The 23,628-nt window shown below is 72.3% G+C and carries 18 protein-coding genes; 6 read left to right on the forward strand and 12 right to left on the reverse strand.

Going from position 1 to position 23,628, the window contains the following annotated elements:
• Nucleotides 1–8 precede the first annotated feature (8 nt).
• Both OG552_RS32900 and OG552_RS32905 read right to left on the reverse strand, forming a co-directional pair.
• Nucleotides 9–833 carry an LLM class F420-dependent oxidoreductase gene (locus OG552_RS32900; RefSeq protein ID WP_329139240.1) on the reverse strand — a complete coding sequence of 275 codons (825 nt, stop codon included), beginning with the start codon at nt 831–833 and terminating at the stop codon, nt 9–11.
• Nucleotides 830–1,084 (reverse strand): hypothetical protein, encoded by a 255-nt coding sequence (locus OG552_RS32905; RefSeq protein WP_329139242.1) that lies wholly within the window; start codon nt 1,082–1,084, stop codon nt 830–832. The genes OG552_RS32900 and OG552_RS32905 overlap by 4 nt, the downstream gene beginning before the upstream one ends.
• Before the next feature lie 126 nt (nt 1,085–1,210).
• Between OG552_RS32905 and OG552_RS32910 the strand changes: the two genes are divergently transcribed.
• The gene (locus OG552_RS32910) at nt 1,211–1,450 is read left to right on the forward strand and encodes a hypothetical protein (protein ID WP_329139244.1); all 240 of its coding nucleotides are present in this window, start codon (nt 1,211–1,213) and stop codon (nt 1,448–1,450) included.
• 163 nt (nt 1,451–1,613) lie between these two features.
• Here the strand turns inward: OG552_RS32910 and OG552_RS32915 are convergent, their stop codons facing one another.
• The 3 genes from OG552_RS32915 to OG552_RS32925 form a co-directional block, all read right to left on the reverse strand.
• Entirely contained in the window at nt 1,614–2,291 is a 678-nt protein-coding gene (locus tag OG552_RS32915) for a DUF2637 domain-containing protein (RefSeq protein ID WP_329139246.1), read from the reverse strand.
• 101 nt (nt 2,292–2,392) lie between these two features.
• On the reverse strand, nt 2,393–2,644 hold the full coding sequence (locus OG552_RS32920) for a hypothetical protein (protein ID WP_329139248.1): 252 nt from the start codon (nt 2,642–2,644) through the stop codon (nt 2,393–2,395).
• Between the two features lie 606 nt (nt 2,645–3,250).
• Nucleotides 3,251–3,913: a hypothetical protein gene (locus tag OG552_RS32925; RefSeq protein ID WP_329139250.1), complete on the reverse strand. Its 663-nt coding sequence runs from the start codon at nt 3,911–3,913 to the stop codon at nt 3,251–3,253.
• Nucleotides 3,914–4,583: 670 nt separating this feature from the next.
• Here OG552_RS32925 and OG552_RS32930 point away from each other — a divergent pair.
• From OG552_RS32930 to OG552_RS32945, 4 genes are read left to right on the forward strand one after another with little or no spacing between them, the layout of a single operon-like run.
• Entirely contained in the window at nt 4,584–6,377 is a 1,794-nt protein-coding gene (locus OG552_RS32930; RefSeq protein ID WP_329139252.1) for a fatty acyl-AMP ligase, read from the forward strand.
• On the forward strand, nt 6,374–13,213 hold the full coding sequence (locus tag OG552_RS32935) for an SDR family NAD(P)-dependent oxidoreductase (RefSeq protein ID WP_329139254.1): 6,840 nt from the start codon (nt 6,374–6,376) through the stop codon (nt 13,211–13,213). The genes OG552_RS32930 and OG552_RS32935 overlap by 4 nt, the downstream gene beginning before the upstream one ends.
• Before the next feature lie 38 nt (nt 13,214–13,251).
• Nucleotides 13,252–14,316, forward strand: a complete 1,065-nt coding sequence (locus OG552_RS32940; protein WP_329139256.1) for an alpha/beta hydrolase — start codon at nt 13,252–13,254, stop codon at nt 14,314–14,316.
• The gene (locus tag OG552_RS32945; RefSeq protein WP_329139258.1) at nt 14,313–15,881 is read left to right on the forward strand and encodes an acyl-CoA carboxylase subunit beta; all 1,569 of its coding nucleotides are present in this window, start codon (nt 14,313–14,315) and stop codon (nt 15,879–15,881) included. Before OG552_RS32940 ends, OG552_RS32945 begins: the two co-directional genes overlap by 4 nt.
• Nucleotides 15,882–15,983: 102 nt before the next feature.
• Here OG552_RS32945 and OG552_RS32950 read toward each other — a convergent pair whose 3' ends face one another.
• The 6 genes from OG552_RS32950 to OG552_RS32975 all read right to left on the reverse strand — a co-directional run bounded on the left by OG552_RS32950 (nt 15,984) and on the right by OG552_RS32975 (nt 22,066).
• Entirely contained in the window at nt 15,984–17,399 is a 1,416-nt protein-coding gene (locus OG552_RS32950; RefSeq protein WP_329139260.1) for a transcriptional regulator, read from the reverse strand.
• Nucleotides 17,400–18,073: 674 nt separating this feature from the next.
• The gene (locus OG552_RS32955; protein WP_329139262.1) at nt 18,074–18,703 is read right to left on the reverse strand and encodes a TetR/AcrR family transcriptional regulator; all 630 of its coding nucleotides are present in this window, start codon (nt 18,701–18,703) and stop codon (nt 18,074–18,076) included.
• Between the two features lie 44 nt (nt 18,704–18,747).
• Nucleotides 18,748–19,599 carry an oxidoreductase gene (locus OG552_RS32960; RefSeq protein WP_329139264.1) on the reverse strand — a complete coding sequence of 284 codons (852 nt, stop codon included), beginning with the start codon at nt 19,597–19,599 and terminating at the stop codon, nt 18,748–18,750.
• 183 nt (nt 19,600–19,782) lie between these two features.
• Complete coding sequence (locus OG552_RS32965) at nt 19,783–21,513, reverse strand: SulP family inorganic anion transporter (protein ID WP_329139266.1); 1,731 nt, start codon at nt 21,511–21,513, stop codon at nt 19,783–19,785.
• Nucleotides 21,510–21,869: an ArsR/SmtB family transcription factor gene (locus tag OG552_RS32970; RefSeq protein WP_329139268.1), complete on the reverse strand. Its 360-nt coding sequence runs from the start codon at nt 21,867–21,869 to the stop codon at nt 21,510–21,512. Before OG552_RS32970 ends, OG552_RS32965 begins: the two co-directional genes overlap by 4 nt.
• A gap of 2 nt (nt 21,870–21,871) precedes the next feature.
• A complete protein-coding gene (locus OG552_RS32975; RefSeq protein ID WP_329139269.1) occupies nt 21,872–22,066 on the reverse strand; it encodes a hypothetical protein in 195 nt (64 codons plus the stop codon).
• Nucleotides 22,067–22,394: 328 nt separating this feature from the next.
• Between OG552_RS32975 and OG552_RS32980 the strand changes: the two genes are divergently transcribed.
• A complete protein-coding gene (locus OG552_RS32980) occupies nt 22,395–23,093 on the forward strand; it encodes a helix-turn-helix transcriptional regulator (protein WP_329139271.1) in 699 nt (232 codons plus the stop codon).
• Between the two features lie 48 nt (nt 23,094–23,141).
• Here OG552_RS32980 and OG552_RS32985 read toward each other — a convergent pair whose 3' ends face one another.
• Nucleotides 23,142–23,525: a VOC family protein gene (locus tag OG552_RS32985; RefSeq protein WP_329139273.1), complete on the reverse strand. Its 384-nt coding sequence runs from the start codon at nt 23,523–23,525 to the stop codon at nt 23,142–23,144.
• Nucleotides 23,526–23,628: the final 103 nt, after the last annotated feature.

A 23,628-nucleotide genomic window follows, 5' to 3' on the forward strand; every position in this document is an offset into this window, starting at 1 on the left:
GCCGGGCCTCAGCGGAAGCGGGCCGCGATCCCGGCGAACCGGTCGAGATGCGCCAGCGCCTCCTGCTCGGGGTCGGACGGCAGGTAGAGCAGTACACGCTCGACGCCGAGTGCCGCGTAGCCCTCGATCGCGCCGGGCTCGGCGGGCGCGGCGAAGACCGTCACCGGGATGTCCCGGCCCGCCACGGCCCGTAGCTCCTCGATCTGCGGTCCCAGCGCCTCGGGCGGCACGGAGTTGGCGAGCCAGGCGTCGCCGAACTCGGCGACCCGGGGAAAGGCGCGCCTGCCGCCGCCGACGAAGATCGGCGGGTGCGGTTTGCGCACCGGCTTGGGCCAGGCGTAGACGGGGTCGAAGTCGACGAACTCGCCGTGGAACTCGGCCTTCTCCTCGGTCCACAACGCGGTGATCGCCCGCAGCCGCTCGTTGACCAGCCGGCCCCTGGTGGTGAAGTCGGTGCCGTGGTTCGCCATCTCCTCCCGGTTCCAGCCCACACCGACACCGAAGAGGGCCCGCCCCCCGGAGATCAGGTCGAGTGAGGCGACCTCCTTCGCGGTGTGGATCGGGTCGCGCTGCGAGATCAGGGCGACGCCGGTGCCCACCAGCAGCCGCTCGGTGACCGTGGCGACCGCGGTCAGCGCCACGAAGGGATCCAGGGTGCGGTAGTACCTGTCCGGCAGTTCGCCGCCGCTGGGATAGGGCGACTGGCGCGCGGCCGGGATGTGGCTGTGCTCCGCGATGAACACGGAGTCGAATCCGCGCTCTTCGAGAGCCCGCCCGAGCGGGGCGGGCCGGATGCTCAGATCGGTGATGAAGGTGGAGATCCCGAACTTCATACGGCTCCTTCGTCGCTGCTGCCCGCCGGGTGCCGGGTGCCCGGTCCGGGTGATGATGCGGTCGAGCCACTCCTCCATGAGGCCCGCTCCCGGCCGCTCAGGGCGGTGGTCCGCGGCAGGACGGCGCCCAGCGCGACCGCGGCGCCGACCGGTCCGGGAGCCGCCGCGGCCGGGGTGTCCGTGGTGATCGCGGCGATGACCGCCTCACGGGCGAGGACCGAGAGCGTCAGGTCACGGCGGTCCTCGGGCATGCCGATCAGGGTAACGCTGGTGCCAGACCCTGCGGCCCGGACCAGGTCGCCAGCGCGTTCCTCGCCCGACGCGCAGCCGGCCGGCCTCGGCGATGCGGCGGATGTGCGGAGGATCTCCACGCCGGCATGGCGTACACCTGGCTGCGCAACGGCTTCCACGCGTCCCTAGCGGTGATGCTGGTGGGCGCCGCCCTGGAGACGGGCGAACTCGCCCCGCCGCAGGACGGACCGGTCTCCTGGACCGCCCACGCCGACCTGGCCGAGGCGGCCGCGATCACCCTCGCCGAGGAGACCTTCGACGGCGTGACCCCCGCGCTGACCGGCAGGGCGGGTTCAGCCGGGTCGAACCGGAGCTCGCCCGGCTGATCGGCCGACCGCCGACGCCGCTGCGCGATGTCCTGGCGGCGGCGATCGTGCCGGTCGGCCGATCGGCCGGGCGAGTTCCTTTTCGAGTCCCCTTCGAGGCCGAGGGGGAAGACGTCATCGGACCGGGGAGACACCTCGGACTCACCGTGCGCTCACAGGGAGCTCACAGTGGGCCGCGACGGCCGGCGCCACCGCGCCGCGGCGGCCGGGTGAGGGTGATCTGGCGGACCAGCTGGTGGAAGCAGGAGACCGTCGCGATGGTGGGAAGGCTTGCCACGGTCGCGCCGGTGATCGTGCGGGGCGCCTGGTCGATGCAGAACGCCATCGCGAACATGGAGAACATCAGTACCACGCACCAGGAGTGCGGGGCGCGGCGCTGGTGGAGAGCGGCCCGCAGGATGGACAAGGAGGCAACCGTCCACGGCCCGTAGACCAGGAGCGGCCACCAGTCCGCCAACTGGCGGGGTGCGTCCGCCCCGGCCAGCCTTCGCAGCGGATCGTGGGTCACCCTCCCGCCGAGCGCACAGACCACCGCCATGATGACGAGCGTGGCCGCCCCCATGGCGAAGCTCAGCTTCTCCTCGCGGCTCGCCCGGCGCCGCTCGGGCTTCGGGGGGACCTTCCGGACCACCTTCGGCTGCACCTTCCGGTGCCGGTGCCGGTGCCGCCGGAACGGCCGGTCCTCGCTGATATCCGACGTCCAGTGCCGACCTACGGTACGGAAATGGTCGGTGAGACCTTCGTGCTGGTCGGTGACCTCAAGGTCGCGCCATTCGTCGAAGAAGGACGGCTGGGTCGTGTCGAAGTTCTCGATAATCTGGTCGGGATAGGTCTCTTGCATACGAGACGGGTGTCCTTCACTGGAATGAAGGCCGGTGGGTGGTCGGGGATGACGGTCCGGACCGGCCGTGGGCGAGCGTCGTCAGAGACTGGGGTGTTCCGTCACACGGGCGTCCCGCGCTCGCCGTAGTGCTGGGAAAATTTCGTCTCGATACGTTTCATGGCTTCTGCGAACTGTGCCAGATCCAGTGAACAGTGCGGAACGGGGATCCGCTCGCCGTCGCGTTCCAGGTACGCGTGGTGCGGGGCTGCGGCGGACCCGAGGGAGGCCGGGATGAAAATCCATCCGCCGAGCCAGTATCCGGCCGACTCGGAGGAGGGTTTCGGCACCGCCGTCGCACAGAATTCATTCATGTGTCGATAACGACTGCCAGACCCTTTCTGGGGTCGGCCGTTCGGGTGAATTGGAGCCGTTTGCGGTGTGCCGTCCGTCGTTTTTGCCCGCGCTTGAGATAAAGGGTCCGGACGCGATGAGCGGGCTCCGGCCGCGTGGGAGGTCTCGCGGCCGGAGCCCGTGTCAGGGGGATCTCTCGCATCCCCCAGCTCTGGGGGCGGCCCGTGGGCAGAGCGCCCACGGGCCGGGTACCTGTCGACAGGAGCCCGCCGGACCGAGGACGTCATGTCCGTCGGACCGGCGGCTCGGCCGGGACCGTGCAGCCCGGCTGTCGGTGACCACCGTCGGCGCCGCCGAGTGCGCGCCGAAGGGCGCACTCATGGCGGTGGTCGGCACCTTCCCCGAACCGGCGGAGGGACGCCGCCGGCCGTTGGTGGGGCCGCCGTCGCCGCGACGGCCGGCCTGGCTCCGAAGCGCACCGCACTGGGTCCGACGAGGTCGGTGCGCAGGACCGTCACGCGGAACCTCCCCTTGGCCGGGCCCGGTTGGGGACAGTCGATCATGGGATACCTCCTGTGCCGTCGGTGTGGGTTCCGGACAGTGCGTACGGAGCCGGTGGGCGATGGTCAGATGCCGCAGAAGGGCACACTTCCCACCGGGGAGCAGTTGTCGGGGGAGTTGCCCCGCACCAGCGAGCCCAGCAGGGTCACCGTGCCGGAGTTGTCCCGGATGCCGCCACCGCCGCCGGGGGTGACCGCGGTGTTGCCGACCACGGTGCTGCCCACCAGGGTGACCGCGCCGGCGGTGTTGGAGAGACCGCCACCGGTGTCGGCGGTGTTCTCGCGCAGGGTGCTGGAGTTGAGCGACACGGTCCCGCCGAAGTTGGCGATGCCGCCGCCCGAGCCGCCGGCCGGCGTCTGACCGCCCCGGAGGGTCACCGCGGTCAGGGTGAGCGCACCGCCGGCCGCGGGAACACTCGCGGCTCCGTCGACCTCGATGATGCGGAAGGCGGGCGCACCAGGAGCGCGGACGATCTCGGTGCCGACTCCGCTGAGGGTGATCGGAGTGGTGATGACCGGCAGCCCCGACGGGCCGTTGGCACCGGTGCCGTGCGCCGATGTGAGCGTGTAGGTGCAGAACGGGGAGAGCACCAGATCGTCGCCGCCGATGGTGTTCGCCGCGTTGACCGCGGCGACGAGTGCGTTCTCGCTGCACCCCACGAGCTGGACGGCGTGCGCGGTCGTCGGGACGAGGGACAGTCCCGCGACAGCTGCCGCGGTGCCGAGCATGGCTGAGATTCTGCGCGGAGCGCGCATGTGAATACTCCCTTTGGCCTTTGCGGGCCGCACCAGTCGATGCCTGGATTGACACCGACTGGTGGATCCATGTCCCTCCGTGGAGGAGCTTGCCCAACGACGTCGGTGGCTGGAAAACCTTCCCGTCGGCCATGCGGCCGGGGGACGGACCACCTGGTCGTAACTCCTCCGGGAGAGGTGGGCGGCCCGCCGGTTTGGATGTGGACAGCAAATCATCGAGGGGGACGGAAAATCAAGGTGGGGATAATTAGTCGTATTAGCCTTGAAGGGGGGAGCGAAAATCTTTGGGCTAGGATGTACCACCTCTTTGTGACGACGCCATGACCCCCCGGTGCTCCCTGAACTGCGGCTGAAAAACGCGCAGAATGGATTCTTGGGCCCCCGGCCTGTTATGTTCCCGGGGCGCGATCGACTTTTCCGGCGCCGGCGCTGCGTACGCGGCGAAGTCTTCGGCGTGCCTCCGGTAACTCCGGATCGCCATTCTCCGGCGCGGAAAATACGGCGTCCTCCTTTTTCGTCGCCCATCCGGCCCGGAGCTTGCTTCCGGGCCGGGGAAGTAACACAGTGCGGAGTTGCGACTATGACCGTTCACCCATGGAAAGGGACCGCTCCCGTATCCCGCATCGGCCGAAGAACGGCGTGGATGCCGAAAGCCGTCGAGGACACCTTGATCAGCCACCTGGCGCGCGCCGTGCGAGAACATCCGGACAGCCCCGCCTTCACCTTTGTCGACTTCGCAGCCGATCCGGCGGGCCACCGCACCTCGCTGACATGGGCCGAACTCGGTCGCAGGGTGGACGCCGTGGCCAGGACACTCCAGCTGGCCGGGTGCACCGGCGAGCGGGTGGCGGTGGTCGCCCCGCAGGGGCCCGCGTACGTGGTCGGTTTCCTGGGGGCACTGCGCGCCGGAGCCGTGGCGGTGCCGCTCTTCCCGCCGCACCTGCCCGGCCATGACCAACGGCTCATCTCCGCGCTCGTCGACGCCGCACCGGTCTGCCTCCTCACCACGACCGAGGCGAAGCCCGGGGTGCTGGAGTTCTGCTCCGCCCGCAGACTGCCGGGCGCCGACCGGATCATCGCGGTCGACGCCGCGCAGACGGGCGAGGACCCGCCGGGAGAGACCGACGGCTACGAATACTTCGCGGCGCATCCGAGCGATTGCGCCTATCTCCAATACACTTCCGGATCCACCAGGACACCCACCGGGGTCGAAATCACCCACGCGAATGTCGTCGCCAATGTGCGGCAGTCCGTGGAGGCTTTCGGTGTCGACCGCGAAGAGAACCATGTGGTGTCGTGGCTCCCGCTCTTCCACGACATGGGGCTCGTCCTCGCGGTCGCCATTCCGGTCGTGCGTGCCGTGCACTCGGTGCTCATGGACCCCGCTGCCTTCATCCAGCACCCAGTGCGCTGGCTGGAGTTGCTCGGCGAGTATCCCGGCGCGGTCACCGCGGCCCCCAATTTCGCGTACGACTACTGCGTGCGGCGGGTGGCCGAAGCCGCCCGGACCGATCTCGCGCTGCACGGCGTATCGGTGATGATCAACGGCAGCGAGCCGATCAGGGCCGCCACCCTCAGCCGCTTCGAGCAGGCGTTCGCGCCCTGCGGTCTGCGTCCCCAGACCATGCGTCCCTCGTACGGGTTGGCCGAGGCCACCGTGTTCGTCTCCACCTCGCGGGCCCGCCGGGCACCGGAAGTCACCGTCTTCGACCGGGAGTCGTTCAAAAAGGGCAAGCTGCACCCGGATCCGGGCGCGGCGGACGGCAGCGGCACAGAACTCGTCTCCTGCGGGGAACCGGTCGGCCAGGAGATCACCATCGCGGACCCCGACGGCGGGTACGCCCTGCCGGAAGGCACGGTGGGGGAGATCTGGGTCCGCGGCCCCAACGTGGCCCGCGGCTACTGGCGCAGCCCGGTCCGCAGTGTGGACACCTTCCGCGCCGAACTGGCCGACGCCCCGGCCGACGGCAGGGACGCCGGCCACTGGCTGCGCACCGGAGACCTCGGCGCCCTGTACGACGGCTGCCTCTACGTCACCGGCCGCATCAAGGACCTGGTCATCATCGACGGCGTCAACCACTACCCGCAGGACATCGAGACGACCGTCCAGGAAGCGCACGCGTTCATCCGCACCAACCACGTGGCGGCGTTCTCCCTGACGGTCGGCAGCGGAGAGCGTCTCGTCGTCGTCGCGGAGCACTCCAGCCGGATCGACGACCCCGAGCCGGCGCGCGAGGAGATCGTCCGCGCGGTCCGCCGGGCCATCGCGGCAGGACACGGCGCGACCCTGCACGACTTCGTGCTGGCGCCCCCCGGCACCGTGCCGCGCACCAGCAGCGGCAAGGTCGCACGCGGCGCCTGCCGGACCCGCTACCTCGCCGGGGACTGGCCAGGACGGGCCCAGTTCGACCTGACCGAGGCCGGAGGCGAGGAATGACAGCGCCGGACGGCCGCCCCCAGGACCCGGACGCTCCGCGGGGAGCGTCCGGGATCCAGGCGCTGGTACGCCGCCTGGTGGCGGAGGCGTGCGGGATGCCCCCCGAGGACATCGAGGCGGACCGCCCGCTGACCGACTACGGACTCTCCTCGCGCGACGCGGTCGGTATCGCCGGTGAACTCGAAGAGGCGCTGGGCAGCCAGTTGCCGCCCACGCTGCTCTGGGAGACCCCCAGCCTGACCGCGCTCGTGCAGCGGCTCGCCGAAGGTGTCCCCGAGCCGTCGCAGGACAGCGCGGTCGGCGCGCCCACCGACGACCCGGGACTCGTCGCGGTGGTCGGCGTCGGCTGCCGGCTGCCCGGCGGCGTCAACGGTCCCGACGCCTTCTGGGACTTCCTGCTCCGCGGTGGCGACGCGATCGGCGAGGTGCCGGCGGAGCGCTGGGAGACCTGGGGCGCCGACACGGTCGAGGCGGCCGCCGCCCTTCCCGAGGCCGTCCGCCGGGGAGCCTTCCTGGACGACGTGGCGGCGTTCGACGCCCAGTTCTTCGGCATCACGCCACGTGAGGCACAACTGATGGACCCGCAGCAGCGGTTGCTGCTGGAGGTGGCCTGGGAAGCCCTCCAGCACGCCGGCATGCCCGCACCCACCCTGCGGGGCACCAGGACCGGGGTGTACGTCGGCCTGAGCTCGCTGGAGTACGGATTCCTCACCACCGCCGACCTGGGCTCGGTCACCGAGTGGACCGCCACCGGATCGGCCGGGAGCATCGCGGCGAACCGGATGTCGTACGCCTTCGACCTGCGCGGTCCGAGCCTCACCGTCGACACCGCCTGCTCCTCTTCCCTGGTGGCACTCCATCAGGCGGTCCGCGGCCTGCGGTCGGCGGAGTGCGACACGGCGCTGGTGGCCGGCGTCAACGTGCTGCTCTCGCCCATGCTCACCGCGAGCTTCGGCGAGGCGGGCGTGCTGGCCCCCGACGGCAGGTGCAAGCCGTTCGACGCCGCCGCCGGGGGCATCGTCCGGGGCGAGGGCTGCGGCGTCGTGGTGCTGAAGCGGCTCGCGGACGCGGTGCGGGAAGGCCACCCGGTGCTCGCCGTGATCAGCGGCACCGCGGTGAACTCCGACGGCCGCTCGGCCGGGATGGTGGCGCCGAACCCCGTCGCCCAGCAGGAACTGCTGCGGTCCGCACTCCAGGACGCGCGGACCGCGCCGGGCGAACTGGACTACGTGGAGACGCACGGCACCGGCACCCTGCTCGGCGATCCGATCGAGGCGGGAGCGCTGAGCGCGGTACTGGCCGCGGACCGCCCCGCCGACCGGCCGCTGCTGATCGGCTCGGTGAAGAGCAACCTCGGCCACCTGGAGGGCGCCGCCGGGATCACCGGCCTGATCAAGACCGTGCTCTCCCTCCACCACGGGCGGATCCCCGCCACCTTGCACTTCACGACCCCGAACCCGCACATCGACTTCGCCGGCGGCCGGCTGCGTGTGGTGGACACGGCGGTTTCCTGGCCGGACCGCGACGGGCGGCCGGTACGGGCCGGCGTCTCGGCGTTCGGCTTCGGCGGCACCAACGCCCACGCCGTCCTCGAACAGTGGACGCGGCCGGCGCCACCGGAGGCACCGGAAGCGGACACCGCGCCCGCGCTGTCGTCGGTACGCGGCACACCCGTACCGCAGATCCTGGTGCTCTCCGAGCGCTCGGCGGAGCGGCTGGCGGACACCGCCGGCGGGTACGCCGACTGGCTCACCGGCCCGGTCGGTTCGCAGGTGCCCCTGGCGGACATCGCGTTCACCCTCGGCAGCAGCCGGTACGGCGCGATGTCCGCCGCGGTGGTCGGGAGGGACCGGGCGGACCTGGTCGCCGGGCTGCGGGCGCTGGGACTGCGCCGGGCGGCGAAGGGGGTGGTGGGTCCGCTGGCGACCCCCGAGACGGCCGAACCGCCCGGCGCGGGACCGGTGTTCGTCTTCTCCGGCCATGGCAGCCAGTGGGCGGGCATGGGCCGCACGCTCCTCCACGAGGACAGCACCTTCGCCGCAGCGGTCCACGAACTCGACCCCCTCTTCGCCGACGAGACCGGCAGCCCCCTCAGCCGGCTGCTCTCCCACGGGGTGCCGCTGACCGCCGTCGCCCAGGTCCAGCCGGTGCTCTTCGGACTCCAGCTCGCCCTCGCCGCGACCTGGCGGGCCCACGGCGTCGAGCCCGCGGCCGTCATCGGACACTCCGTGGGCGAGGTCGCCGCCGCGGTGGTGGCCGGAGCGCTCGGACCCGTCGACGGGCTCCGCGTCGTACTGCGCCGCTCGGCCCTCCTCGGCGCGGTCGACGCGCGGCGGGCCGGGGCGATGGCAGCGGTGGAGATGGGCCTGGCGGACCGGGACGAGGTGCTGGGACGCCACCGCGACGTCGGTATCGCGGTGGACGCCTCCCCGCTGCGCTGCACCGTGGCCGGCCCCCTCGGAGCCGTCGAAGGGCTGGTCGCGGAACTGACCGCCCAGCAGCTCCCGGCCCGGATGCTGGACGTCGGCGGCGCCGGGCACTCCGAGGCGGTGGACGCGGTGCTCCCCGACCTGCGGTCCGCGCTCGCCGGCATCGTCTCCCGGGAAGCACGGACCACCTGGTACGGAACGGTGCACGACGACCCGCGCCACCCGCCGCGGGCCGACGCCGACTACTGGTGTGCCAACGCCCGCCGTCCGGTGCGCTTCCGGCAGGCCGTGGCAGCCGCCGCCGAGGACGGCCACCGCAGCTTCCTGGAGATCTCACCGCATCCGGTCGCCGCCCTGCCCACCCGCGAGACCCTCGACAAAATCGTGGACGGCACGTTCCACGTGCTGCCCACCCTGCTGCGCGACAGCGACGAGCCGATCGCGCTGCGGACCACGCTCGCCGCACTGCACCTCGCCGGCGCCCAGCGGCGCCCCGACCTGCTGTGGCCGGCCGGTGGCAGGACATCGCTGCCCGCCCCGGTGTGGCGGCACACCCGGCACTGGGTGGAGAGCAAACCCCGTGCCCGCACCACCCGCGTGGGACACCCGCTGCTGGGCACCCGGGTCGGCATCCCCGGTACGGGCCGCGTGCTCTGGCAGGGCGACGTGGGCACCGACGGCTGGTGCCAGGTGGACCAGCGCGTGGACGGCGTACCCGTGCTGCCGCTGGCCGTCTGCGCCGAACTGGTGCTCTCCGCGGCGGCCGAGCTCTTCGGCGCACCGGTCGAGGACATCGTCGTCCGCGACCTCACACTGAACCGGCTGCTCCCACTGGCCGGCTCCACGCCGGTGATCACCCAGCTGGATCCGGCCGGCCCCGGCCGGGTGACGGCCGGCATCCATACCCGGTCGGCCGCCGGCACCTGGACGCGCCGGGCCGACGCCACCGTCGAGGTCCGCCGCAGGGGGGCCCGGGAGGAGCCCGCCGGGCCGCTCGGCGACGGCATCACCGTCCCCGTACCCCCGTCGCTCCAGCCGGACGGCGTGTCCACCCCCTGGCGGTTCCCTCCCGCGCTGCTCGACGCCTGCCTGCGCGCACCGGAGGTGGCGGCCCGGAGCCTGGAAACCGGCAGCACCGGAGACACCGGAGACACCCGAGACGCCGGAGAAACCCGTGGCGACCGGTCCACGGCCCCGGGCGTCCCCGCCGGCGCCATGCCGGTGACCGTCGGCGTGCTGCGGGCCCGCCGGCCCGCCGGGCCCGCCGGGCGCTGCCGGGTGCGGCCGGACACCGCACCGGCAGGAGAGACGCCGAGCTGGTCGGTCCGGCTGGAGAACGCGGACGGGGCCGTCCTGCTCGAAGCCGACGGTGTGGTCCTGCGGGTCCCCCAGGCGCGGGAGCTCCCGCTGCCGCTGGGCGACCAGGCGTACGACACCGTCTGGGAGCAAGGACCGCGTCCCGCGCGCCGGAAGGACGCCCCGACGGACTGGCTGCTGCTGACCCCGCCGACACCGCAGAGCCCGCCTCCTTCCGCCACCGCCCAGGCGCCCGGGACACCGGCGGATCAGGGCAGCGGCACCGGTGTCGCCACCGCCCTGCACGACGCGCTGACCCGGGCGGGTGCCCGGGTCTCCACCGCCCGCGGCGACTCGCAGACCCGCGGTCAGGTGGTGGCCGCCTGGCGGGCGAACCTCGGCGACGCGGCGCAGACCGCGGCCGTGGTGCTGTGCGCGGGACCGGCGGGCCGGCTCGGCGCCCGTGAGCAGATCCTCTCCGCAGCCGACGTGGTGCAGCGGCTGACCGCTGCCGCGAAGACCGGCGGGTACAGCGGCTCCCCGCGGCTGTTCCTGGTCACCGAAGGCGCCGCACCGGTCAGCGCCGAGGAGGAGGGCGACCCCGACGGGGGCGCGCTGCGCGGGCTGCTGCGGGTGCTCGCCCTGGAACACCCGGAACTGCGGCCCTGCCTGATCGATGTCGACCCGTCACCGGGTGCGGCGGACGACCTCGTCAGTGAACTGCTCGGCAACGACGGCGCCGACCACGTCGCCTGGCGGGCGGGCACGCGGCGCACCGCACGGCTGTCCCGGGTGGACCCCGGTGCGGGAAGTGCGGACGTGCCGTTCGCCCGCGCCGACGGCGCGTACATCGTCACCGGCGGGCTCGGCGGCCTCGGCCTGGCCACCGCACGCCGGCTCGCCGAGCACGGCGCGGGCCGCCTGGTGCTGAACGGACGCCGCCCGCCGAACGGGCAAGCGGAAGCGGTGCTGGATCACGTACGGGCGCTGGGCACCGAGGTCGACGTCGTGCTCGGCGACATCGCCGAACCCGGCACCGCCGACCGCCTGGTCGCCGCCGCGCTGCGGCGCGGGCACACGCTGGCCGGGGTCGCCCACGCCGCGGGTGTGCTGCGCGACGGCCTCGTCGACGGACTCACCGCGCAGGACCTGGACCAGGTGTTCCGGCCCAAGGTCGACGGCGGCCGTCTGCTGGACGAGGCCACGGCCGGCCACGATCCCGACTGGTGGCTGGTGTTCAGCTCCGCCGCCGCCCTGCTCGGCTCCCCGGGACAGGCCGCCTATGCCGCGGCCAACGCCTGGCTCGACTCCCTCGTACACCGGCGGCGCGCTCGGGGCGCGGCCGGGCAGTCCATCGCCTGGGGCCCGTGGAGCGGGGTCGGGGGCGCCCCGGACACCGCTCTGCTGGCACTCGACCCCATCACCCTCGACGACGGGCTCGACGCCCTCCAGCTGATCATCGCGGGCGGCCGGACCTGCACCGGTGTGGTCCGGCTCGACCCGCGGCGGGTCGCCGGAGCGTTCCCGGGCATCGAACTGGTCCCCTTCTTCGCCGGTCTTCTGGACGACCAGCGGCAGGAGACCGGCGGGGGCGCTCCCGGGCCGGGCGGGGCCGCGTCGTCGGACCCGGCGGCGGTACGGCAGCGGCTCGCGTCGCGGATGGCCGCGGTGATGGGGTTCGCCGAGCAGGAGATCGACCCCTCGGCGCCGCTCACCGAACTCGGCCTTGACTCGCTCATGGCCGTACGCATCCGCAACGCCGTCACCCAGGACTTCGGGATCACGCTGCCGGAGACCCTGCTGCTGCGTGGCGGCAGCCTGGACGAGGTGGTGGCCGCGCTGCTGTCGGCGCTCGACCCGGACAGCGCGGCCCCGGCGGACGCTTCGGACCCGGCGGACGAGCGGGCCCCGGTGGACGGCACGGTGGACGGCACCACGGCGGCACACGACACCGTGACCGCGGACCGGCCCGCCCCGCCGGACGACGCGGCGGCCCCCGTGGACGACCCGGGCCGGCCGGCCCCTGCGGTCCCGGTGACGGTGCAGCCCAGGGACGCCGCCGAACGCCTGGTGGCGGGGGTCTGGGCCAAGCTGTCGGGGCAGGACCCGGACGGTGTCCGCGCCGAACTTCCCGAGGTACGGGAGAACGCCGAGCTGTCCACCGCGTTCGCGGCGGGCATCCGCGAGCGGCTCGGCGGCCACCGCTCCTCGCCCACCGTGGAGCAGATCAGGCGGCACCCGACGGTCTCGGCTGTCGCCGACCTCGTCCGGCCGGTGCTGGAGGGCGGGACGGACGGCTCGGCCCCGCGGGTGCTGCGCGACCCCGGCCTGCGGGCCGACCGGCCCCCCCTCTTCGTCTTCCACCCCGCGGGCGGGTCCACCAGCGTCTACCAGCCGCTGGCGGGTCTGCTGCCGCCCGGCCGGCCGGTCCTCGGGCTCGACCGGATGGAGTCGCTGGGCACGGTGGAGGAGAAGGCCGAGCACTACCTCACGGTCATCCGCAAGGTGCAGGCCGAAGGCCCGTACCACCTGCTCGGCTGGTCCTTCGGCGGCTGCCTGGCGTACGAGACCGCCTGCCGGCTGCGGGAACGCGGCGAGACCGTCGGCTACCTCGGGCTGATCGACACGATCCTCCCCGCCGCGCTGCCCGGTCCGCCGCCGGAGGACCTGCTGATCGAGCGGTTCGCCCGCTTCGCGGAGTACGTGCAGACCGCCTACGGCCGGCAACTGCGGCTGCCGTACGCGGAGATGGCACGCATGGGCGAGCAGGAGCAGATCGACACGCTGATGCGTCATGTCGCCGCCGGGCTGGACATGAGCCCGGGAGTGCTGGAACACCAGCGCACCTCGTACGTCGACGCCCGCATCGGGGAACGCTACCGGCCCCGCCCGTACCCGGACCCCGTGGTGCTCTACCGCGCGCAACTGGCCCAGGTGCTCACCACCGCCATCGACCCCCGCTATCTGCGGGACGACGCCGACCTCGGCTGGGCACCGCTGTGTCCCCGGCTGGAAGTGGTGCCGGTGCCGGGCGACCACCTCTCGCTCATCGACCCCCCGCACGTGGACGTCATCGCCCGCCACCTCCGTACCGCTGTGAACGACGGCTGACCTCGCGAGCACACCGCATCCGACACAAGGAAGACACCGTGGCATCCCCAAGGACACCCCTCCAACGACGTATCCGGCTGCGCCACGGCAAGAGCCGCGCGATCGGCCGCGGCATCGGCGCGGCATCGGCTCTCCTGGGCCTGCTGGCGGCCTCGGCTCCCGGGGCGGTCGCGAGCAGCGGAACAGCGGGCCTGGGACCGGCGGTCAGCGGGGCCCGCGCCGCCGACGGAGCGTACATCGCGGGAGTCGCCCAACTGGGCCCCCGCATCGTCGATCTCGGTATCCGCTCCCCGGCCATGGGGGCGACGATGCCGGTGCGGGTGATCACTCCTGCGGGCTGGTCCCCGCACTCGGGACGCACCTACCCGACGGTGTACCTGCTCCAGGGGGCCAGCGACAACTACACCTCCTGGACGCGGGAGACCGACATCGAGCAACTCGCCGCGACCACGGACGCCCTCGTCGTCACGCCGGACGGCGGACGCGCCGGTTTCTACACCAACTGGTGGAACGACGGCCGTGCCGGCGGTCCGCAGTGGGAGACCTTCCACACCGAGGAACTGCCGCAGCTCATGAGTGACGCGTTCGGGGCCGGTGACCGGCGCGCCGTGATCGGCCTGTCCGAGGGGGGACTCGGCGCCCTGGACTACGCCGCCCGGCATCCCGGGGAGTACGTCTTCGCCGGCTCCTTCAGCGGCGTCGTCGACCTCGACGACCCGGGCCTGCGGGCCGGGATCACTCTCACCTGTCTGCGCGAAGGAGTGAACCCGCTCCTGCTGTGGGGCGACCCGAAGAAGAACCGGGACAACTGGGAGGCACACAACCCGGCCCAGCTGCTGAACCGGTTCCGCGGCGTCCAGGTCTATCTCTCCGCCGCGACCGGAATGCCGGGGCCGCTGGATGTGGACTCCCCGCCGGAGGCAGGGCTGCTGGAGGCACCGACCTACGTGCCCACCCAGAAGTTCGCCCAGGCGCTGCGCGCGGCGGGGGTGGACGTGACCGTCGACCTCCACCTGTCGGGGACGCACACCTGGCCCAACTGGCAGCGGGAGCTGCACCTTGCCTGGCCCTCGGTGCTCAGCGCGCTGCGAGGGCGCTCATGAGCGTGCCGTGGTGGACCACGGGCGAGCGGCTGATGGAGTTCGAACGGCGGCAGGAGGCGCTGATCGCGCCCTTCACCGCCGGAGCCTTCGACCGGCAGCACGCCAAGGGGAAGCTGACCGCCCGGGAGCGCGTCACCGCGTTCCTGGACGCCGACTCGTTCGTGGAACTGGACGCCATGGTCCGCCACCGCTGCCACGACTTCGGGATGCAGGAACGCCGCCCGCTCGGTGACGGGGTGATCACCGGATACGGCACCGTGGACAAGCGGCGGGTCTTCGTCTTCGCCCAGGACTTCACGGTCTTCGGCGGCAGCCTCGGCGAGATGTACGGGCAGAAGATCGTCAAGGTGATGGACCTCGCGCTGCGCACCGGCTGCCCCGTGGTGGGCCTGAACGACTCGGGTGGCGCGCGCATCCAGGAGGGCGTGGAATCGCTCGCCCTGTACGCGGAGATCGTCCGGCGCCATGTGCAGGCGTCCGGCGTCATCCCGCAGATCTCGCTGATGATGGGCCCCTGCGCCGGCGGCGCGGTCTACGCCCCCGCCATCACCGACTTCGTCGTCATGGTCGACGGCATCTCCCACATGTTCGTCACCGGTCCCGAGGTCCTGCGGGTGATCACCGGCCAGTCGGTGAGCCAGGAGGAACTGGGCGGGGCGGAGGGCCACAACACGGTCTCCGGCGCCGCGCACTACCTGGCGCACAGCGAGGAGGACGCCTTCGACTACGCCCGGGCGCTGCTGGGTTATCTGCCCTCGAACAACATGGAGGACCCGCCCTCCTACCCCGACGGCCTCTACGGAGCCCAGGCGGTGGAGCCCGCCCTGGACGGCGTCATCCCCGACGACCCCCGGCAGCCCTACGACATGCGCGGCGTGGTGACCGCCGTCCTCGACGACGGTGAACTGCTCGACGTACAGCCGCTGTTCGCGCCCAACATCATCTGCGGCTTCGGCCGGATCGAGGGCAGCAGCGTGGGCGTCGTGGCCAACCAGCCGCTGTACGCGGCCGGCGCGCTGGACATCGACGCCAGTGAGAAGGCGGCCCGGTTCATCCGTACGTGCGACGCCTTCCACATCCCCGTGCTGACGTTCGTGGACGTACCCGGCTTCCTGCCGGGCGTCGACCAGGAGCGGGCCGGCATCATCCGGCGCGGCGCCAAACTGATCTACGCCTACGCCGAAGCCACCGTCCCGATGGTCACGGTCGTCACGCGCAAGGCGTACGGGGGCGGTTACGGGGTGATGGGGTCCAAGCATCTGGGCACCGATGTCAATCTCGCCTGGCCCACGGCGGAGATCGCCGTCATGGGCAGCGAAAGCGCGGTCACCGTGCTGCACAGGGACACCCTGCGGCACGCGGCGGACCCGGTCGCGGAGCGGGAGAAGCTGCGGACGGAGTACGAACACGCCCTCTGCAACCCGTATGTCGCCGCCGAGCACGGCTACATCGACGCCGTGATCCGGCCGCGGGAGACCCGGCTGCACATCGCGAACGCCCTGCGGATGCTGCGCTCCAAGCGGGTCACCAGGATGCCGCGCAAGCACGGGAACATCCCGCTGTGACAGGAACGCCGGGCGCGGAACGCCCGGCGATGGGGGCGGCCGGCGCACCGGCCGCCCGTGCCGCGGACCCCCGTGCCGCGGCCGTCCGGGGCCTGTTGGTGCTCAGGCCGGCTGGTCCTCGGAGCGGCAGATGACAGCGCGGCCGGCGTCGTCGTGCAGCCGCGCCTCGAAGTCGCGGACCGACGGCTCCCGCCCGAACGGCCGCAGCCGTGACCGGAAGTCGCTCAGATATCTGATCCCGAGTTTCGACCGCAGACGGGCCAGCAGATGCAGTGCCTGCCCCGCCGTGTCGCACGCCTCGTCGACATCCCGGATCTCGATCTGGGCGGTGGCCAGCACCATCAAGTCGATCGCCCGCCGGCGGACCCGGTGCTCGGGGTGCCCGGCGAGCGCCTCCTGCGCATGGCGGAGTGCGGACTTCGGCTGGTGCAGGTCGAGGCAGCAGTGCGCCAGTTCGTCGGCGAGATACGCCCGGTCGAAGTGCGTGATCCAGTCGGGTTCTCCGTCGGGATCGGCCCGTTCAAGGGCGTCGGTCGCCTTGCCCATGGCGACCGTGCACGCCCGTTCATCTCCGACCAGCGCGTATCCGCGTGCCTCCGCCGCGTACAGGCAAGCCTGGGTCCTGAGGCCGGCCTGGCCGCGGGTTCCTTCCCGTGCGGCGCGGGCGAGTTGGGTGACCTCCCGCGGATAACCGAGCGACGCCGCCAGATGGCTCATCCCCGCGGCCAGCACATAGCCGCCGAAAGCGCGGTCACCGGCCGCCTGAGCCAGGCGCAGCGCCTGGATGTAGTAGCGCTGGGCGAGGCCGGTCTTCCCGTCGTCCACTGCCATATAGCCGGTCAGCTCCGTCAACCGGGCGGCTGTGGTGCACAGTTGGGAACCGATCTCCCCCTCGTAAGAGCCTTCGAGCAGAACGGAGACGACGCTGTCCAGGTAGTGCACGGCGATCGGGCGGACATGGCCGCTGCCGAAGCGGTGGTCCAGTTCGGCGATGCGCTCGGTGGCCCGGCTCAGCAGATCGATGTCCGCGGGTTCCACCCGGCTCCCCCCGCTGTGCTCGGCGCCGGCATCAGGTTCGGTGATGAGCCAGTCGCGGCTGGGTTCCAGCAGGGTGCTGATCCCGAGCCGCGAACCCGAGTGCAGATTGCGCCGGTTGGCATCGCTGCGCCACAGTTTCGTCACCTCGTCGATGGCGTCGGAGAGCGCCGGGGCGAAGGTGAGGCCGGTCCCCGACGTCTCCCGCTCCCGGTTGTTCGTCATACCGATCTCGTCGATGGACACAGCGCGCCGGAGTTTCTGGCTCAGTACCTCGGCGATGATCACCGGTGTCAGGCCCCGCGGCTGCTGGCCCCGAAGCCAGCGGCTCACCGACGTCTTGTCGTACCGCAGGTCGAGTCCGCGGTTGGTGCCTTCCATATTGACCCGCCGCGCCAACCCGACGTTCGAGCAGCCCGCCTCGTTGATGAGCATCTGCAGGCGCTCATTGGGTTGTCGCGTTACCAGTGACCGAGCAGCCAATTTCGGCTCCCTCGCAATCATGTGATGACAATAGGAAATCGTTAGGGTGCGCTGTGGAGATGCGATCGAAGGCGTCCAGGATATGCGTCTGGCATATTTCAGAGAAAAGAAGATGGGTCGGCCTGGTCGTGCTCTTCTCTTCTGGTGGATCAGCCGGCGTGAGAAGGGGACCGGTCGGTGCACGGCGGCAAGGCTGTGCCCTTCGCGGTCGGCGGAACCATCGGGTCCGTTGCTTTCCGGCGTGTCAACGTCGGCGTGGACTCCCCCCAGGGCTAAGGTTGTTCGGTGGAATTCCCGGGTGTGCGGTGTGGGCTTCACCAATCCACAGGTGCCTGCGTCGTCAGAGGGCATCGCCTTGTACGCGGGAGCTGGACACACTCACGGCGCGGGGCGGACCCGGTTTGGCGCCTCCGTGGGCGGGCAACCTCACGGAGGGAATTCCTTTTCGTTGCAAGGGCTGTGCTGAAATGGAATGAACGCCGCCGAGCAGTTTAGGGACATTGCCCTGAGTATTCAAGCGGTGGCCATGGGTTAGCAAAGCGAATTGCCGATCGATCGACTTCCCCGGTGTGCGAGGCCGGTGCGGTGCGGCGCGGCGCGGAACGACTCGGTGGCGCGGCGGGTCCGACCGGCCTCCGGCCCGGCGGGGGGGACAGGGCCCCCGCCGCGCCGGCTCACTGGTCGAGGTGGCCGAGTCGGGCGGCGCGCAGCCAGATCAACTGGCAGGTGGCGCCGGCCCGTTCGAGTTCCTGGGCGGAGACGCTCGACGCCCGGTAGAAAGTGCGCTCGATCATCCAGCAGATGGCCTGTGCCATCGCCGGGGCCGACTCCGGGCCGTCGTCGGAAGGGACGCCGGCCCGTTCCAGGATGTCGGCGATGGCACTGATGAAGATCTCCGCCGTCCCGGTCCACAGGGCATCGACCTCCGGGACGGACGAGGACAGGTCGATGGCCGCCCGCATGACGAGCCCGTGGTCGAGCCAGAGCGCTTCCGTCCGGCGCATCACCGTCTCGATGGCCTCGCGGGGAGTGGCCGGATCGGCGGCCGCGGCGCGTGACTTCTGCCGCAGGGCCTCCACCGTGCGTGCCACGAGCGCCGTCAGCACCTCGTGCTTGGAGCCGAAGTAGAAGTACAGCGCGCCGCGCGACAGACCGGCCGCCTCGGCGATGTCCGCCATGGTCATGGCCTCGAAGCCCAGCCGGCCCAGCAGCACTTCGGTGGTGTCCAGGATGGCCTGCTCCCGCAGGTCCCCCTTGCGCGGGGCCGTCGAGCGCCGCCTCGCCGGCCTGGCCGGTGTTCCCATTGCTCCCACCCTTTCTGCGCATCAGCGGCGGCGGCGCCGAACAGTCAGTTGGCGCCGATCTGGTGTCCGTCGGGGAAGTCGGTGGTGCGGGAGAGAGTTTCCCACTCCCGGATGTCGGCATCCACCGCCTGGCGGCCCGCGGCGATCAGGCGCAGCGCGTCGGAGCCGAGGACCAGGTGGGCCGGCGGCTCGGGCACGTCGAGAATCCGCAGGACGGCGGCAGCGGCCTTCTCGGGGTTGCCGAGCTGATTGCCGCTGGCCTTGAGCCGGGCCTCGCGGATGGGCCCGAACAAGGCGTCGTAGTCACTGATGGAACGGGCGGACCGGGTCATGGAGCGTCCCGCCCAGTCGGTGCGGAAGGACCCCGGCTCGATCGCCGTCACATGGACACCGAAGGCGGCCACCTCCTTGCCGAGGCTTTCGAGCAGGCCCTCCAGGGCGAACTTGCTGCCGCAGTAGGCCGACATGCCGGGCACCGCCATCAGACCCCCCATGGAGGTCACCGCCAGGATGTGGCCGCGGCGGCGCTCGCGCATACCGGGCAGGACCGCCTGGATGGTGGCGGCGGCGCCGAAGACATTGGTCGCGAACTGGGCGCGGACTTCCGACAGCGGTGTCTCCTCGAAGGTGCCCTCCAGGCCGTAACCGGCGTTGGCGATCAGCACGTCGATCGGACCGACGGTGGATTCCACCTCCTTGACCACGGAGGACACCGCTTCGTCGTCGGTCACGTCCAGCGGGCGGGCGTGCGCCCGCCCGGGCGCGAGCGCCTCGAACGGTGCCAGGTCGGCCTGCCTGCGGACGGTGCCGACCACGGTGTGACCGGCGTCGAGGGCCCCCTGGGCGAAGGCCCGTCCCAGGCCGCTGCTCACTCCGGTGATCAGGAACGTCTTCATCGAACTCGCCTCACTCACGCTCCGGGCACCGGCCGTGGTGCCGGCCCCGGCTTCCTAATCTACGCCGTGTCGATTTTTCTCGCCACTGCGCAAACTAAAGCCGACGTGGTGACGGCGCTCCGCTCCCTGTGCCGGCCCGGCGGTCGGTGTCACGGCCCGGCGGTCAGCGCCCCGGCCCGGCGGTCAGTGCGCCGCCTCCAGGGGCGCGCCGTGCGGTGGGTCGGGAAGCACACCGGAGCCGTGCAGGTGGGCGTGGGCGTACGCGATGGCCTGCGGGGTGCTGGGGAAGACCCGGCCCTGGGCGCGCAGTGCGTTCAAGGTGCCCAGGGCGTCCAGTGGACGCTGGTGCTCGGGGCGGATCCCGGAGAGCAGGACCAGCGCGCCCCGGCGTTCCAGCCTGCCGATGGCGTCACCGAGGACGCGGGCACCACTGGCGTCGATCGCGCTGACACGTGACATCCGCAGGATGACGACCTTGACCTCGCTGGTCTCGGTGAGTTCCAGCAGGAACCGGTGTGCGGCGGCGAACAACAGCGGCCCGTCGATGCGGTAGGCCACGATGTGCTCGTCCAGCAGCGCCCGTTCCTCCTCGTGGTGGTCCGCCGGGGGCAGGTCCGCGTGCAGGGGGACCTGTTCGAGCCGGGCGGCGCGCGCGACCTGGCGCAGCGCCAGCAGACCGGCCAGGAGCAGCCCGGCGACGACCGCGGTGACGAGGTTGAACGCCAAGGTGGCGGCGGCGGTCAGCAGCATCACCAGGCCCTCGCCCCGGCCCGAGCGGGCCAGCGCGCGCAGGGAACCGACCTCGACCATCCGGATCGCGGTCGCGATCAGCACCCCGGCGAGCGCGGCCAGCGGGATGCCGGCGACCAGCGGCGCGGCGGCGAAGACGATGACCGCCAGGACACCGGCGTGCACCAGGGCCGCCAGCCGGGAGACCGCGCCGGTACGGACGTTGACGGCGGTACGGGCGATCGCGCCGGTGGCGGCGACACCGCCGAAGAGCGGGACGGCCAGATTCGCCAGGCCCTGTCCGAACAGCTCCCGGTCGCTGTCGTGCCGCTCCGAGACATTCATCGCGTCGGCCGCCGAGGCCGACATCAGCGACTCCAGGGCCGCCAGTACCGCCACCGCGAGCGCGGAGGGCAGCAGAGCCGGGACGTGGCCGGCCTGGAAGAAGGACGTCGAGGGCGCGGGGATACCGGCGGGCAGATGGCCGATGGTGGCCGCATCGACCCCGCCGGCCCAGCAGACCACCGTCGCCAGCACCACTGCCACCAGGGAGAACGGCACCCCGGGCCGCAGGCGCGTGCCCAGCAGCATCACCAGGACGACGCCCGCCGCCACCGCGATCGCGGTCCCGTGCGGATGGGCGGCGAAGTCGCCCACCGCCTTGGCCGCGACGACGGCCGGATTGTCCCCCGAGGGGGACGTCACGCCGAGCGCGGCGGGCACCTGCTGGAGGCCGATCACGGCGGCGATACCGAGGGTGAAGCCCTCCACCACCGGCACCGGCACATACGCCATCGCCCGTCCGGCCCGCGCCAGGGAGAGCAGGACCAGGAGCGCGCCCGCGAGCAGTCCCACCGTCATGACACCGTGGATGCCGTACTGGTGGACGATCGGCACGAGTACCACGGTCATCGCCCCGGTCGGGCCGGTGACCTGGAGGTTGGAGCCGCCGAAGACGGCGGCGATCGCGCCGGCGACGACCGCGGTGACCAGTCCGGCCTCCGCCCCCGCGCCGGAGGAGATCCCGAAGCCGAGGGCCAGCGGCAGTGCGACGATGGCCACCGTCAGCCCCGCGATGAGGTCACTGCGCGGGGAGCGGCCCATCGAGGTCAGGATCCGGCGGTTCGGCAGCACCCCGCGGACCCGCTCGCCGATCACGGCGGCTGCTTGCCTGACGGCCCTCATGCGACCCGGCCCCCGGTGGCTTCGGCGTCGGCGTCACGCAGCTCCGCGAGCAGGTCCTGCTGCCCGGCCAGCAGTTCCGTGAGGATCCGCCGGGCCGCCCGCATCAGTTCCGCCACATCGCCGCCGGCGAGCGCGTAGACGACCGTGTCGGCCTCGCGGGACGAGGTGACGATTCCGGAGCGCCGCAGCACCGCGAGTTGCTGGGAGAGGTTGGAGCGCTCCACCTCGATGTTCGCCAGCAGGTCGCGCACCGGCATCGGGCCGTCCTGCAGCAGTTCCAGCACCCGGATCCGCACGGGATGCCCGAGCATTCTGAAGAACTCCGCCTTGGCCTGGTACAGCGGAACCGGCGCCATCCTCAACTCCCTGTCCGTTCGTCGGCCGCCCCGGCCGGGGGGACCCGCACCCCGTTCGCGCGGGCCAGCCGCAGCGACTCCTCCAATTCGTCCAGCGCCACCCGGACCGCGACCGGGTCCCGGGCGGCGGCGGCCTCCCTCAGAGCGGTCCGCGCCGCCTCGACGCGGGCGATGACCTGCACGGCGGACTCGTCCAACCCGTCTCCCTCAGCAGTGGCCGGGTGCGCGCCGGGGGGAACCGGTGGGCACGGCAGACACCATGTCATCAAGTGAAGAAATCTTCAATTCGTGCCCGCGTCTGCCACCACGGCTCGCCCGTGCCCTGGCGGCCGGATTCGGTCGCCACGGCGTCCAGGGCCCGAACTGGCGCATTCCGACCACCCGCCGGCGGTTCTGGTGCGATGCTGCCCTTACCCCCCTAGTGCCCCGTCGCCCACCCCCCCGGACGGCGGGGCACGCCGGCGTCGCGGAACGAGGCGGTTCGTCCGCCGCCCGTTGTCGTACCCCGCGCCTAACGTGGCGGGCATGAACCGTACCGACCGTCTCTACGCCCTGGTCGAGGAGCTGCGGGCCGTCGCGCCCCGCCCGCGCAGTGCCCGCTGGCTGGCCGGGCGCTTCGAGGTCAGCGTGCGCACGGTCGAACGGGACATCAGCGCGTTGCAGCAGTCGGGGGTGCCGGTCTACGCCGAGACCGGCCGCACCGGCGGCTACTGCCTCGACAAGGCACGCACGCTGCCCCCGGTCAATCTGACGCCGGGGGAGGCCGTCGCGATGGCGCTGGCGCTGCGGAGCCTGCGGGGCACACCGTTCCAGGTGACCGCGGGCGCGGCGCTGCGCAAGCTGGTGGCGGCGATGCAGGGTGACGACGCCGCCGCGGCCCATGACCTGGCCGGCCGTATCCATCTCCTCGGCGACCCCGGCGCCGCACCGCCGGTGCCGCGCATCGTGGCCGACGCCCTGTCCACCCGGCGCGTCCTGCGCATCGGGTACGGCGACCGCGCGGGCGCGGCCACCCTGCGCGAGATCGAGCCGCTGGGCTACGTCGGCACCGCGACGCACTGGTATCTGGTGGGCTGGTGCCGGCTGCGCGGCGCCGTGCGCGCCTTCCGCACCGACCGGATCACCTCGGTCTCGGCCACCGCCGAGGTGCCCGAGATCCGTTCGCTGCGCACCGAGGACCTCGACATCCCGTACGGGACCGTCCGCCGGCTCAGCCTGATCTGACCGCCGCCCGGGCCGGGCGCATCCGACCGCCCGGCCCCGGCGGGCGGATCAGGGCCGGACGAACGGCGGCCGGAACACCGCGAAGTGGTTCCCGGCCGGGTCGAGCAGGTGCGCGAAGGTCACCCCGACCGGATTGACCTGCGCGGCGCGCTGCACCCGGCCGCCCGCCTCCTCGACCCGCCGGCACGTGGCCTCGACATCCTCGACCAGCACGGTGAAGACGGCGTAGCCGGGGAGCTGGCCCTTCGTCGCGAAGAGTCCGCCGCGCAGCCCCTCGGGGTCGCCCGTGGTGAGGATCCGGTACGCCGGGTCCGTGCTCTTGGTGTCGTCGTGCGCGACCGTCCAGCCGAACACCTCGCCGTAGAACCGCTCCGCGGCGTCCGGGTCGTCGGTGCCGATCTCGAACCAGCCGATGCCGTTGAATCCAGGCATGTCGTCCCTCTCGTAGTGCGCCGGGCGTCTCCCGGTACGACCCACCCTCGGGGGTGGCGGCGACAGCCCCCTGTCGGTGTTCACGCGCGATCGGCGGCCTTCC

This window comes from Streptomyces sp. NBC_01476 (assembly GCF_036227265.1).
In the GTDB taxonomy this organism is placed as follows: Bacteria; Actinomycetota; Actinomycetes; order Streptomycetales; family Streptomycetaceae; genus Actinacidiphila.